Genomic DNA, 14,098 nt, shown 5'->3' on the forward strand with positions numbered 1-14,098 from the left:
TCAACTTATAAACAATATATAAAGATTTTGAAATGCTAAAATACACAAATATAGAATAAGTACTTATTTTACTTTCTTTTTTTTGACCATTGTTTACTAAAGGATTCTTTAGCAATACCATCTAATTTTCTTTTGTCTCCTATCAGCTTGGATTGTACCATTGTTAATCCAGCATTTTTTAGTGAACCTGGGAGAAAATCCATTAATGCCCTAGATTGAAATACAGAGGAAGTGAAGTTTGTTGACATCTTTTCAACAAAGGATACATTACCTCTCTCAACTGAATCCTTTCTATTGTGTAATAGCAATTTAGGAAGTGGTATTTTAACCGGACAAACCTCTTCACAGCGTCCGCATAAACTACAAGCAAAGCTTAAATGTTTATAACTTCCGAAATGTTTAAAATGTGGTGTAATAACACTACCAATTGGTCCGCTATAGGTAGCATCATAAGTATAACCACCAATATTTTTATAAATAGGACAAGCATTTAAACAAGCTCCACATCGAATACACGATAGAGATTCTGCTTGTGTTGGCTGACTATAGAGTTCAGATCGGCCATTATCTAATAAAATGATAATCATTTTCTCAGGACCATCTATTTCACCGTCCTTTTTTGCACTCGTATAAATAGTATTATAAACCGTCATTTGCTGACCGGTACCATGCGCTGATAATAAAGGCCAAAAGGTACCTAAGTCTTTATATGAAGGTATAATTTTCTCTATACCCGCAATTACAATATGTGTTTTAGGAAATGATGCAGACATAATTGCGTTACCCTCATTTTCGGTAACTGCAATACCACCAATATCCGCTAGTAAAAAATTAGCACCCGTTACACCTATATCAGCATTTATAAAATCATCACGAAGCTTTTCTCTTACAAAATTAGTTAGGTACTCTGGTGATCCATCTATATCTGTACCAAAGTGTACATGAAACAAATCGGCAATATCTTGCTTTGATTTATGCATTGCTGGTGTAACAATATGATATGGTTTTTCACCAGCAACCTGAACAATATATTCACCTAAATCAGTTTCAACCGACTTAACACCAATAGCCTCTGCTCCTTCGTTAAATTCAATTTCCTCAGTGGTCATTGATTTACTTTTAACAACAAGCTTGGCTTTTTCTGTTTTTAAAATATCTTGAATATAACCAATAGCTTCCTCTGAATCTTGCGCCCATAAAACCTCGTTATTGTTAGCAATTGCTTTTTCTTCAAACTGCAACAAGTAAGTGTGTAAGTTTTTCAGAACCTCTCTTTTTTGAGCAGCAGCACGATTTCTTGCGATATTAATATCTGCATAACGCAGCTCTCCTTTTTCAACAGCTGCATTATAGCGCGATATATTAAATTTTATTTTATCGCGATGCTTTATATCAAAAGCGATATCCTCAGATTTTTTTTGAAATTTTTTTGATTCTAAACTCACTATTGGTATTCTTTTAAGATATTAACAGTTTTAATAAATTGTTAATTCATTGTTATACTAATACTTAATGATGTGTATTAACAAGGAATCTTATTTATACGGTTTTGATGTCTGCCACCCTCAAATTCTGTAGTAATAAAGGCTTCAATAATCTCTTTAGCCTCCTCTACTGAAATAAAACGAGCTGGTAACGAACAAACATTAGCATTATTATGAGATCGAGCTAACTCTGATATTTCTTTATTCCAACATAAAGCAGCTCTAATTCCTTGATGCTTATTAGCTGTCATATTAATACCATTTCCGCTTCCACAAACTGAAATACCCAAATCGGCAACGCCACTCTCAACAGAATTAGCCATAGGATGTGCATAATCAGCATAATCAGTACTCTCTGTAGAATTAGTACCAAAGTCAGCAACAACAATACCTTTAGCGCTAATAAATTCTTTCAACTCCTCCTTTAATTCGTAACCTGCATGATCGGCAGCAAAAGCAATTTTAGTAATTTTCATTTTTTTGTTGCAAAGATAGAAAATGTACTGCATATAAGTTGCTAATAAGCTACTTTATACACATTAGTTTATAAACGGATAATGCACTTATATGCAGTAATGTGATAACTATTTAAACAACATACTACACATCTTTTCAACATATGAAATGACAATTATGACCGGTAATTTACTAGTCAACAATTCATTACTGTGAATAACGTGTGGATTCATGTTAACAATATGTGAATTGTAAATTAAAAGAATATAAAAGTTTTTCTTGGAGTTTTGTAATTTTTAAATAAGCCTATGAGAGTTATTAAATGTCAAGTAAATTTTATAATAGTTTACTACTAATTTCTAACAGTGTTTAAACACCAAAATTGGGAGTTAATAAGGTAATGTTATTAGATATTGTTAGTTTAAACAGTATGTTAATTAACTATTAAATATCACTATTATACAATAGGTTAGCATTTAAAATTACTGTTAATTAAGTTTTAATTGATAGAATGTAAATGTTCATTGCAATTTAAAGCAACTAAAATCTCAATTATTTATAAACCGAATTAACAGCCTATTATCATTATCATTTTTCTTTTTAAAATTCTATCAGTTTATATTAATCTATTGTGTGAAAGAAAAGTTTAGTAACCAATTGTTACGTTTTTTAATTTAAACAGGGTTTCATTTTATTCTAGAGAGATTGACTTTGATATTCGTTTCTAATCTATTTTAAAGCTAGTTTTAGTTAGTTAATTACATAAAATAAGGAATAACTCATGATTCTTTTTTAATGTCTAAAAATAACTTGTATTTCGATTTTCAAGGATACGTGTTTCTTCTAGTTTACTACTTACTTCACCTTTTAGATGATTCAACACTATTTTATAAAATTAAGTACTGTTGAATCAATATTCTTATTAAATTTGCATTCTTTTATAAGTAGTAAGTGTTGCTATTTATTATGATGATAATAAGTGTTTTAGTTGTTATTTCATATTTGACTCGAATTTCAAATACAAGTAATTTTTTATTGAAAGTTTGAAATACATCTCATCAACAGTCTATTGTCGTTTTAATTTTAGATATTAAATATCTTTTATACATTCTTTATTATAATGGAGTTAAAGGAAAATTGGTTGAAGCAAGGATATGTAGATGAGTCTATATCAAATATTGATAATTTAGAAGAGTCATTTGCAAAATTGAAAAAAGAGAAGAATGCTGTTTTAATGGCTCATTTTTATCAAGATGATTTAATTCAGGATATCGCAGATTTTGTTGGAGATAGTTTGGCCTTGGCTCAATTTGCTGCTAAAACAGATGCAGATATTATTATGGTAGCTGGTGTCCACTTCATGGGGGAAACCGCTAAAATTCTTTCGCCAAAGAAAACAGTTCTTGTTCCTGATTTAAATGCCGGATGTAGTTTAGCAGATAGTTGTCCTCCCGATGAATTTGAGAAATTTATCAATCAGTATCCAGATCATAAAGTAGTTACTTATGTAAATACATCTGCTGAAATTAAAGCATTATCTGATATTGTGGTTACTTCTACAAATGCTAAAGCCATAGTAGATAGTTTCCCTGCTGATGAAAAGTTAATTTTTGGACCTGATCGTAACCTGGGTAATTACATAAACGGTATTACAGGAAGAGAAATGATCCTATGGGATGGAGCCTGTCATGTTCATGAGAAGTTTTCACTCGAGAAAATTTTAGAACTAAAGAAGGAAAATCCAGATGCTGAAATTTTAACGCACCCTGAATGTAAAAAGCCATTATTAATGGTTTCAGACCACGTTGGTTCAACAGCTTCATTATTAAATTATAGTCAATCTAGTAGCTCAAATAAATTTATTGTTGCTACTGAGGCAGGTATTTTGCATCAAATGCAATTAAAAAGCCCTGATAAAGTTTTTATACCTGCACCTCCTAATGATAGTACTTGTGCATGTAATGAGTGTGAGTTTATGCGTTTAAATACCATGCAAAAAATTTATAATGCATTAAAATATTCTTGGCCAACTGTTGAAGTTGAAGAGGATGTAAGAGTTAAAGCTGTTAAGCCAATTGAGCGTATGCTCGATATCTCAGCAAAATTAGAGCTATAATACACTATTTTTTTGACCAACAGTTCTCGTTTTTGTTATAATTTTTATTTTTTTGTTGAGTATTTATCATATTCTAATTATTAATTATGTCAAAGACTGTGTTTGTTTTATTAGTTGAGGATAATCCTCTCAACCAAAAACTGATTTTTGTTAATTTAACAAGGTTGGGTTATAAAATAGATATTGTTTCTAACGGAGAGGAGGCTTTTCAAAAGGTTAAATCAACTAGGTATGACTTGGTAATTATGGATTTAATGATGCCAGTTATGGATGGATTAGAATCCTCTAAATTAATTAGAGAATATGAAAGTTCATTCGAGTATTCAACACCTATTATTGGTTTAACTGCAAATACCTTTGATTCTGATAGAGAAAGATGTATTGAGGCTGGTATGAATGAATATATGACAAAGCCTTTTAGTCTTGAATTATTTCTTAATAAAATAAAAAAACTCGGAATTGTTTAAATTAGATTTTCTTAATGGATGATAACTTTGATATTCGCGAAGAAGGATATAGATCAGCTGAACATGACGTAGAAAATAAGTTACGTCCTCTTCGTTTCGAAGATTTTAAAGGTCAACCTAAAATTGTTGAAAATTTAAAAATATTTGTTCAAGCGGCAACCATGAGAGGTGAAGCTCTTGATCATGTTCTTTTGCATGGACCTCCAGGTCTTGGAAAAACAACACTCTCAAATATTATAGCCAATGAATTGGATGCGGGTTTTAAAATTACCAGTGGTCCTGTTCTTGATAAACCAGGCGATTTAGCAGGGATATTAACAAACCTTGAGCCTAATGATGTGTTATTTATCGATGAAATTCATCGCTTAAGTCCTATTGTAGAAGAGTACCTTTATTCCGCAATGGAAGATTTTAGAATTGATATTGTTATAGATAAAGGTCCAGGAGCTCGAAGTATTCAAATTGATCTGAATCCGTTTACCTTAGTTGGTGCAACCACACGCAGTGGTTTATTAACTAGTCCGCTTAGAGCAAGGTTTGGTATTAACTCACATCTTGAATATTACGATAATAGTATTTTGTCGGGTATTATAAATAGATCATCGAATATTCTAAATACAGAAATTAGTAAAGATGCTTGTTTAGAAATTTCACGAAGGAGCAGGGGCACACCCCGTATTGCAAATGCTTTATTGCGTAGGGTTAGGGATTTTGCTCAAGTAAAAGGAAATGGATCCATTGATTTAAATATTGCTCAATATGCTTTAGAAGCTTTAAATATTGATCAGCATGGTTTAGATGAAATGGATCATAAAATTTTGTTAACTCTAATCGATAAGTTTCAAGGAGGACCTGTCGGTTTAACTACTATTGGTACAGCCATTGGCGAAGATAGTGGAACCATCGAAGAAGTTTATGAACCTTTCCTTATTAAAGAAGGATTTATAAAACGAACTCCTCGTGGTAGGATGGTAACTCCACTTGCATATGATCATTTGGGTAGGAACAATAGTAACCAAGAGCAATTCTCACTTTTTTAATACTTCATTTTGGGAAAGTTTAAATCTTTAGCTAGCGAAACTGTTATTTACGGAGGTGGGACTATTTTGGTTCGTCTTTTAAACTGGCTTTTAATGCCTTACTATATCCGTACAATGGATTTATTCCAATACGGACTAGTAACGAATATTTATAGTTATATCGCCATATTTTTAGTGATTTTAACTTATGGTTTCGAAACTACTTTTTTTAGATTTGCTAAAAAAGACGATTTTAAAACCGTATTCACAACAGCCTTCATAAGTATCTGCTCTAGTTCTATTTTATTTCTATTACTTCTTTATCCAATCTCGGATAATATTGCTAATAGTAACTATACTGATCTTATTAAAGTTGCAGCTTTACTAGTTGCTATCGATGCCGTTAGTGCGTTAATTTTTGCTAAGCTAAGATTTGACAATAGAAGTATAAAATTCGCACTTTTAAAACTCATTAATGTTCTTGTTATTATTGGACTAAATATTTTCTTTTTAAGGATATGCCCTATAATTGTTGAGAATTATTCTGCAGATTCTATCCTTTACAAGTTTGTTCATATTGTTTACTCGCCTGGTAGAGAAGCTTATTTCGTTTTAATATCCAATTTATTGGCTTCAATTGTAGTTCTTCTTTTTTTAGTAAAAACTGCTATTAGCTCCATTGGCAAGTTTGACTTTACTCTATTAATTAGGATGTATAAATACTCTTTACCGATATTAATTGTTGGAATTACAGGTATGATAAATCAAAATATAGATAAAATTCTTCTTCCTAAATTAATAGGTGGAGATGAAGGTATTAAGCAATTGGCGATCTATGGTGCAAATTTTAAAATTGGTGTATTGATGGCCATGTTTACCCAATCTTTCCGTATGGCTTTTGAGCCTTTTTTCTTTAAGCATCATCGCGAATCTAACGACAATTCGATTTATAATAATATACTTACTTACTTCACTATTTTTGGTTTCTTTATATTTCTTGGAGTTTGTTACTTTTTAGATGTTATCAACCTCTTTTTAACAAGCGACTATTTAGAAGGAAACGTTATCATTCCTATTGTTTTACTTGCACAGTTACTTAGCGGCGTTTACTTCACTTTATCTGTCTGGTATAAGGTTTCTGATAATACTAAATACGGCGCCGTAATGGGTATCGTCGGATGTATTGTTACAGTATTATTAAATTTTGTTCTTGTTCCCATGTTTGGATATATAGGTGCAGCAATTAGTAGTTTAGTTGGTTATGCTATAATGGTGCTGCAATCCATATATTATTCGAATAAAATATATCCTATCTATTATAATTGGAAAAAGATAAGTTCGTATGGTTTATTAACTATTAGCTTATACCTTATCACATATATTTTCAATACATTTTTCTCAAATACGTTTGATACACTTTTAAACTATATATTTAGATACAGTTTAAGTATAGGATTATTAATTGTATTTTTACTGATTGTGTATAAAAACGAATTCAAGAATTTAAAGAAAGCAATATAATGGCAGTTAAAATTAATATAATCAATAAGAGTACAAATAGCATCCCTGAATATGCTACGCCGCACTCTGCAGGTGTAGATTTAAGGGCTTTCATTACTGAAGATATTACTATAAACCCACTTGAAAGAGTTATCATCCCAACGGGTTTATTTATTGAACTTCCTGAAGGGTACGAAGCTCAAATTAGGCCTCGAAGTGGATTAGCAGCCAAGTTTGGTATTACTGTTTTAAACACCCCTGGAACAATAGATGCTGATTATAGAGGAGAAATAAAAGTAATACTCGTAAACTTATCCAATGAAGCATTTGTTGTTAAAAACAGTGAGCGTATCTGTCAAATGGTTATTAAGGAATATGTCCATGCACAATTTGATGTAGTTGACGAACTGAATGACTCAGTACGTGGAGAAGGTGGTTTTGGACATACAGGTAAAAATTAAAATTTCTATGGTTAAATATATTTATTTAGGTTTCGTATTACTTTTCCTTGCTTCATGTGGAAGTGTTAAAAATACAAGTAGTTCCGATTCTAATAAGGGGGTTAAAACTCATACATCTCTTAATTCTTCAGAAAAGAGAAAGTTTGATTATTTCTTTTACGAAGCTCAACGTTTAAAATTACATGGTGATTTAAATAAATCGAAATTGTATTACGTTGAATGCCTGAAGATTGACCCTAATAGTAGTGTATGTTATTACGAGTTGGCTAATATAGAAATTGGCGTTAAAAATTATACCGGAGCTCAAGATTTACTTGTTAAAGCTTCTAATCTCGATTCTAGCAATAAATACTACCAACGTTTACTCGGTGATATCTATCAGCAGAATGGTCAAATTAGTAGTGCTATCACTACTTATCAGAATTTGAGTAATAAGTACCCTGATAATATCGAATACTTGTATGTTTTGTCTCAACTTTATACATCCAATAAACAGTTTGAGGAAGCTATTTCGTCGCTAGATTTATTAGAAAATCAGTTAGGACTAAACGAGATGGTTTCTCTTGAAAAAGAAAAATTGTATCTCGAATTAGGTAAGAATAATTCTGCTTATAAAGAAGTTAATGCCTTAATTAAAGATAATCCTTATGAACCACGTTATTATGGTTTCTTAGGTGATGTTTATCTTTATACTAAAGATCTTGATAAGGCTGAATCTGCTTACATGAAAATATTAGAGCTTGATTCTACTAATGGTTTAGGCTACTTTTCACTTGCTAATATTGAGCTACAAAGAAAGGATACAGTAAAGTTCTTCTCCTATTTTCAAAACGGATTAAAAGATACTGACTTAAATATAGAGGTTAAGTTTCAACGTATGTTACCTTTCCTAATGTCTGATGAGTTTAAAAATTACTCTGATACGACTCAAATCACTAGTCTTTTTGAAATATTAACCGAGGTTCACTCAAATGATGCGCGTAGCTTTTATTATAAGGCTAACTATGTGCAAAAGTCAGGAGATAAACACAAAGCGTTATCGCTATATAAACAGGGTTTAGAAATTGAACCTGAAAATGCTGCTGTTTGGCAGGATCTTTTATATTTGGAAATTGAGCTTCAAGAAATTGATTTATTATATAGTGATTCTAAAGAAGCATTATTGATTTATCCTGATGAAGCTGTTTTTTGTTTCTTCCATGGTATTTCTTGCATGCAGCTTGAAAAATGGGAAGAAGCAAAATTAATTCTTATTCAAGGAGAAAAGAATGCTGATTCCAATATGAAACTTAAAGGTCAAATATATGCTAGTCTTGGTGATGTATACTATAGCTTAAAAGATACTGAGTCTGCTTTTAAGGCCTATGACCAAGCGCTTTTAATTGATGAACACAATATTATTGTTTTAAATAACTATAGTTATTATTTATCATTAGAAAATAAAGACCTTGATAAAGCTGAAAAAATGGTTGCCAAATCTGTTGAATTGGAACCAGGTAATAGTACTTATCTTGATACTTATGCTTGGGTTTTATTTAAAAGAAGCCGTTTTTTTGAGGCAAAATATATTATTGAACGTGCTATTGATAATGGTGGAGATACTAGTGATGTGATTGTTGAGCATTACGGTGATATACTTTTTAAAAATGGGGATATTCTTGGTGCAGTTGAGCAGTGGAAGAAATCATTGGATATGGGGAATAAATCAGAAACATTATTAAAAAAGATTGAAAGTGAATCATATATTGAGAATTAGTTTTGTAGTTACTATACTAGTTTTCATTACTAGTTGTAAGACCACACGTACTCTTAATGAAGGTACGGTTTCTAATATAACAGACTCCAAATTAAGAAATTCTATCCTTGAAAATCAACTTGATTTTAAAAAACTGTATTCTAAAAAGCTAAATATTAGCTTTAACGATGGTAAAACAAAAAAGAGCTTCAAAGGTAGTTACGTGATACAAAAGGATTCTGCTATTATTGTTTCAATTATGGCTGTAATGGGAATTGAGGTTGTTAGGGCTCAATTCTTACCTAATAGTATTATTATTTTGGATAAGCATAATAAAAAGGTATTTCATACTGAATATGATTTTTTTGCTAATAAATATAATCTTGATATTAATTTCGATATTCTTCAATCCATCCTAGCAAATATGGCGTTTACATATCCTCCATCAGATGAACCTATATCTGATGTTTTAAAGCGTTATAAGCATGGAATTCGAAATAATCAATATACTTTCGGTGTTATTAAGGAAAGGCGTTTTAATCGGCTTGTAAAGCGCCAGAATAGTGATTTATTAATTCATGATATGCTAATTCTTCCGGAATTATATAGAATAAGTAATCACTTTATTAAAGATTTTTCAAGTAATAGAACAACAGAAATTACTTACTCAGAATTTACTAAATTTAACAATCTTGTTTTTCCTAAACTTATCAATGTTGATGTTATTGATGGAATAAATCATTTCAAATTGTCTTTGACTACCAATAATCTTGAAGTAAATGATGGAGGTAGCCTACATTTTAAAATCCCATCTAGTTATGAAGTTACGAATATGTAGTTTTATTTTACTTTATTTTTCTTTTGTGCATATAAGTGCGCAATCTGATGATATTGGGAAATTAAAATCAGAACATGCAAAATATATTTCTGAAATTAATAGGGCAAATAAACTACTTGTATCAAAAAAGAAATCTAAGAATAATACTTTAAATCAACTAGAGTTATTAAACTCCAAATTGAGTATTCAAAATCAGCTACTTTTATCCTACAAAGAAGAAATTAGTCTTTTAAATGATGAAGTAAATAGAAATCTTCTATTATTAAATGATTTAAATGATGACATTAAATCGTTAAAAAAGAATTATTCTAATTTGATTATCGAAGCTAATAAATTTAGTACTTCTAATTATAATGAGTTTATGCTATTATTTAGCAGTTCTTCCTTTTCTGAAGCGTATCGTAGGTTTCAATTATTGCGTCAATATAGTAGTTATCGCAAAAAGCAAGGAATAGTTTTGAACGAGAGCATTATAAAGCACGATAGTATTTTACAAGTACAAGAAAATATTCTTAATTCGAAACAATCTGTTTACGATAGTTTATTTAATCAATCACGTAATATCGAAAAATCTATATCATCAAAAAAGCTTATGATAGCTAAATTAAATACTGATGAAAGATGGTTGAAACAAAATATTAAGAATAACACTAAAAAAAGTAAAAGCCTACAAAAAGAAATTGAGAAATTAATTTCACGTGAAGCAAATAAATCCGCAACATTTGACCCTAGTGATTTTTATAAATTTAAAGGAAAATTGCCATGGCCTGTTAGTAATGGAATAGTAACTAGTTATTTTGGTGAACATAATCATCCGAGTTTAAAGGGCGTAAAAGTGAAGAATAATGGTATAGATATCACTACGACCAAGGATAATGATGTTAAATCTATATTTGATGGTAAGGTTAGCCGTGTAATTGCCATTCCTGGCTACAATAAGGCTGTTATTGTTCGTCATGGTAAATATTTAACAGTTTATGCAAACCTCAAGGACGTAAGCGTTAAAAACGGGCAAATATTAGCTAAAAATCAAAAAATTGGAAGAATTTTTACTTCTAGTACAGATAATAATGCTATTTTGCATTTTGAGGTTTGGGAGGGAAGTAAAAAAATTAATCCTCTCATTTGGTTGGGAAAAAGTATTAACTAATGTTACTTGAATGTTATTTTATCAATATAAAGTAACCATTTGTTTAATTTTTAGTATAATTATTAAATTTGAACAGATTTTGTAATTAAGATAAATTATGGTGGAAAAAATTGTTATCAATTCCGACATACAAAACATTAATACTGTCGAAAAACTTATCGATGATATTTCTGTTAAATTCGATTTACATGCTGATGTTTATGGTAAATTATCTTTAGCCGTAGTGGAAGGGGTTAATAATGCTATAGTACATGGTAATAAATTGAACCATGATTTATTAGTATCTGTATCCTATCAATTAACTGAAACTAAACTTATTTTTTCAATAGAAGATTCTGGCTCTGGTTTCGATTTTACTACTATTCCCGATCCAACTTTACCAGAAAATATTGAAAAGTCTCACGGACGTGGAATTTTTTTAATGAAACATCTTAGTGATGAGCTAGATTTTGAAAATGAAGGTCGTTTAGTTAAGCTTACTTTTAATCTACATGATTAATTTCTATTTTGAAGATATTGATGAAATTACACTTTCTAATAGTGTTTTAAGTAGTTGGATATCAAAAGTTATTGATACTAATGATAAATCAATAGGGGATATTTCTTATATATTTTGCTCTGATAAGTATATTCTTCAAGTTAATAAAGATTATCTTGATCACGATTATTACACTGACATTATAACGTTCAACTATAATGAAGGCTCAATCATATCAGGCGATCTTTTTATTAGTTTAGATACTGTTAAAAGTAACTCTCAACTATTTAATACTTCTTTTACTAAAGAGCTCAATAGAGTAATTATCCATGGTATTCTTCACTTAATTGGTTATGATGATCAATCTGATGAAGATCAACTGGAAATGACTAAACAAGAGAACTTGTCCTTAGAATTATTAAAAACAATTTCCTAAATTTTCTGTTCCATAATAGGATGTAAGAAACTGAATACTTGTATCTTTGCAAATTATTTTTTTGCTATGGATTTTAATTATGATATAATTGTAGTTGGTGGGGGGCATGCTGGATGTGAAGCAGCAGCTGCTGCTGCTAAATTAGGTTCGCGTACTTTATTAATTACGATGGATCTAAATAAAATTGCTCAAATGAGCTGTAATCCCGCTATTGGCGGTATTGCAAAGGGTCAAATTGTTCGTGAAATTGATGCTCTAGGTGGCTATACTGGTATTGTTACCGATAGGTCTTCTATTCAGTTTAAAATGCTCAATAGAAGTAAAGGACCAGCAATGTGGAGTCCTAGGGCTCAGTGTGATAGGATGGTTTTTTCTTCTAATTGGAGAAGTATACTAGAACAAACTGATAATTTATACTTTTGGCAAGATACTGTTGTAGATATTAATTTTAATGATAATAAAGTAAGCTCTGTTCTTACGAAAATGGGAGTAGAGTTCTCTTGTAAATCTCTAATTCTTACGAATGGAACTTTCCTTGATGGATTAATGCATATAGGTAAAGTTCAGATGGAAGGCGGTCGTATTAGTGAGCCAAGTTCTTACGGACTTTCTAAAAAGCTTGCTGATTTTGGTTTTACTACCGGACGCATGAAAACAGGAACACCCGTTCGTATAGATGGCAGAACTATTGATTACTCTAAATGTATTGAGCAACCAGGCGAAGAAACATTCTATAAATTCTCCTATTTACCAAATGAAGTTAGCCCGCTTCAACAAAAAAGTTGTTGGTTAACCTATACTAATTCTAATGTACATGATACTTTACGTAGTGATCTTGATAGTTCTCCTATGTATGATGGTACTATCGAAAGCATAGGTCCGAGATATTGCCCTAGTATAGAAACAAAAATTGTAACCTTTGCTGAAAAAGATAAACATCAATTACATTTGGAACCAGAGGGGGAGACCACAATTGAATATTATTTAAATGGTTTTAGTAGTTCATTACCTTGGCAAACTCAGATACAAGCATTAAAAGATATTCCTGGATTAGAGAATGCATCTATTTTTAGACCTGGCTATGCTATAGAATATGATTATTTTCCTCCAACACAGCTTTATCATACCTTACAAACCAAATTGGTTGATAATATGTATTTTGCTGGCCAAATTAATGGAACTACTGGATATGAAGAAGCCGCTTCTCAAGGTTTAATGGCCGGTATAAATGCCCATCAGAAAATTAATAATTTAGAGAAGTTTACACTCGGTAGGGATGAAGCTTATATTGGTGTTTTAATTGACGACCTAGTTACTAAAGGTGTTGATGAACCTTATAGAATGTTTACATCGCGTGCGGAATATAGAATATTATTGCGTCAAGATGATGCTGACTTTAGATTAACTCCTAAATCTCATAAGATTGGTCTTGCAACAGATTCGCGTCTTGAATTATTAAACGCCAAGATTGAACAACGCGATTCAGTAATCAAGTTCCTTGAGGATTTTAGTATTAAGCCAAAATTTATAAATGAATTTCTTCAAACTAAAAACACTTCCGTTTTAAAACAAACAGTTAAATTGAAAGATATTTTAACTCGTCCTCAAATTTCTATTTTTGAACTTGCAAAAACTATTGAGCCTTTTAATAAATTTCTAGATTCAATTGATAAGGAGAGATATGATGAAATTCTTGATGCTGCAGAAATACTTATAAAGTACTCGGGCTATATTTCAAGAGAAAAGTTGATGGCTGAAAAATTAACACGTTTAGAAAATCTTAAAATACAAGGTCGGTTTAATTATAGCGAACTTAATTCATTATCTACTGAAGCACGACAAAAACTCGCTAAATTAAATCCTGAAACAATTGGTCAAGCCAGTAGAATATCTGGTGTTAGTCCGAGTGATATAAATGTATTATTGGTATTAATGGGACGTTAATGTTCCACGTGGAA

At 30.8% G+C, this 14,098-nt stretch carries 13 protein-coding genes; 11 read left to right on the plus strand and 2 right to left on the minus strand.

All coding sequences use genetic code 11. The features are described 5' to 3' along the window. Window positions 1-68 precede the first annotated feature (68 nt). Both A8B35_RS20425 and rpiB read right to left on the minus strand, forming a co-directional pair. Entirely contained in the window at window positions 69-1,445 is a 1,377-nt protein-coding gene (locus tag A8B35_RS20425) for a lactate utilization protein B (RefSeq protein ID WP_075603833.1), read from the minus strand. 77 nt (window positions 1,446-1,522) lie between these two features. Continuing rightward, complete coding sequence (gene rpiB, locus A8B35_RS20430) at window positions 1,523-1,960, minus strand: ribose 5-phosphate isomerase B (RefSeq protein WP_075603834.1); 438 nt, start codon at window positions 1,958-1,960, stop codon at window positions 1,523-1,525. A gap of 1,100 nt (window positions 1,961-3,060) precedes the next feature. Between rpiB and nadA the strand changes: the two genes are divergently transcribed. The 11 genes from nadA (at window position 3,061) to mnmG (ending at window position 14,084) form a co-directional block, all read left to right on the plus strand. Continuing rightward, on the plus strand, window positions 3,061-4,056 hold the full coding sequence (gene nadA, locus A8B35_RS20435; protein ID WP_075603835.1) for a quinolinate synthase NadA: 996 nt from the start codon (window positions 3,061-3,063) through the stop codon (window positions 4,054-4,056). Between the two features lie 86 nt (window positions 4,057-4,142). Then, window positions 4,143-4,523 carry a response regulator gene (locus tag A8B35_RS20440; protein WP_075603836.1) on the plus strand — a complete coding sequence of 127 codons (381 nt, stop codon included), beginning with the start codon at window positions 4,143-4,145 and terminating at the stop codon, window positions 4,521-4,523. A gap of 14 nt (window positions 4,524-4,537) precedes the next feature. Beyond that, on the plus strand, window positions 4,538-5,563 hold the full coding sequence (ruvB, locus tag A8B35_RS20445) for a Holliday junction branch migration DNA helicase RuvB (RefSeq protein WP_075603837.1): 1,026 nt from the start codon (window positions 4,538-4,540) through the stop codon (window positions 5,561-5,563). Between the two features lie 9 nt (window positions 5,564-5,572). Then, window positions 5,573-7,063, plus strand: coding sequence for a lipopolysaccharide biosynthesis protein (locus A8B35_RS20450; protein WP_075603838.1), 1,491 nt, complete (start codon window positions 5,573-5,575; stop codon window positions 7,061-7,063). After that, entirely contained in the window at window positions 7,063-7,503 is a 441-nt protein-coding gene (gene dut, locus A8B35_RS20455; RefSeq protein WP_075603839.1) for a dUTP diphosphatase, read from the plus strand. The genes A8B35_RS20450 and dut overlap by 1 nt, the downstream gene beginning before the upstream one ends. Window positions 7,504-7,510: 7 nt before the next feature. After that, entirely contained in the window at window positions 7,511-9,259 is a 1,749-nt protein-coding gene (locus tag A8B35_RS20460) for a tetratricopeptide repeat protein (protein ID WP_075603840.1), read from the plus strand. Beyond that, a complete protein-coding gene (locus A8B35_RS20465; protein WP_075603841.1) occupies window positions 9,237-10,076 on the plus strand; it encodes a DUF4292 domain-containing protein in 840 nt (279 codons plus the stop codon). The genes A8B35_RS20460 and A8B35_RS20465 overlap by 23 nt, the downstream gene beginning before the upstream one ends. Then, window positions 10,057-11,226, plus strand: coding sequence for a murein hydrolase activator EnvC family protein (locus A8B35_RS20470; RefSeq protein ID WP_075603842.1), 1,170 nt, complete (start codon window positions 10,057-10,059; stop codon window positions 11,224-11,226). The genes A8B35_RS20465 and A8B35_RS20470 overlap by 20 nt, the downstream gene beginning before the upstream one ends. A 97-nt stretch (window positions 11,227-11,323) precedes the next feature. Next, window positions 11,324-11,725, plus strand: coding sequence for an ATP-binding protein (locus tag A8B35_RS20475; protein WP_075603843.1), 402 nt, complete (start codon window positions 11,324-11,326; stop codon window positions 11,723-11,725). Next, a complete protein-coding gene (gene ybeY, locus A8B35_RS20480) occupies window positions 11,718-12,140 on the plus strand; it encodes an rRNA maturation RNase YbeY (protein ID WP_075603844.1) in 423 nt (140 codons plus the stop codon). The genes A8B35_RS20475 and ybeY overlap by 8 nt, the downstream gene beginning before the upstream one ends. A 66-nt stretch (window positions 12,141-12,206) precedes the next feature. After that, complete coding sequence (mnmG, locus tag A8B35_RS20485; RefSeq protein WP_075603845.1) at window positions 12,207-14,084, plus strand: tRNA uridine-5-carboxymethylaminomethyl(34) synthesis enzyme MnmG; 1,878 nt, start codon at window positions 12,207-12,209, stop codon at window positions 14,082-14,084. The last annotated feature ends 14 nt before the right edge of the window (window positions 14,085-14,098 follow it).

The sequence above is a fragment of the Saccharicrinis aurantiacus genome (assembly GCF_001660705.2).
In the GTDB taxonomy this organism is placed as follows: domain Bacteria; phylum Bacteroidota; class Bacteroidia; order Bacteroidales; family Marinilabiliaceae; genus Saccharicrinis; species Saccharicrinis aurantiacus.

Bases quoted from the DNA above. Each gene is read 5' to 3' on its own strand.
- rpiB (WP_075603834.1), bottom strand. From the start codon at position 1,960: ATGAAAATTACTAAAATTGCTTTTGCTGCCGATCATGCAGGTTACGAA.
- nadA (WP_075603835.1), top strand. From the start codon at position 3,061: ATGGAGTTAAAGGAAAATTGGTTGAAGCAAGGATATGTAGATGAGTCT.
- A8B35_RS20440 (WP_075603836.1), top strand. From the start codon at position 4,143: ATGTCAAAGACTGTGTTTGTTTTATTAGTTGAGGATAATCCTCTCAAC.
- ruvB (WP_075603837.1), top strand. From the start codon at position 4,538: ATGGATGATAACTTTGATATTCGCGAAGAAGGATATAGATCAGCTGAA.
- dut (WP_075603839.1), top strand. From the start codon at position 7,063: ATGGCAGTTAAAATTAATATAATCAATAAGAGTACAAATAGCATCCCT.
- A8B35_RS20460 (WP_075603840.1), top strand. From the start codon at position 7,511: ATGGTTAAATATATTTATTTAGGTTTCGTATTACTTTTCCTTGCTTCA.
- A8B35_RS20470 (WP_075603842.1), top strand. From the start codon at position 10,057: ATGAAGTTACGAATATGTAGTTTTATTTTACTTTATTTTTCTTTTGTG.
- A8B35_RS20475 (WP_075603843.1), top strand. From the start codon at position 11,324: ATGGTGGAAAAAATTGTTATCAATTCCGACATACAAAACATTAATACT.
- ybeY (WP_075603844.1), top strand. From the start codon at position 11,718: ATGATTAATTTCTATTTTGAAGATATTGATGAAATTACACTTTCTAAT.
- mnmG (WP_075603845.1), top strand. From the start codon at position 12,207: ATGGATTTTAATTATGATATAATTGTAGTTGGTGGGGGGCATGCTGGA.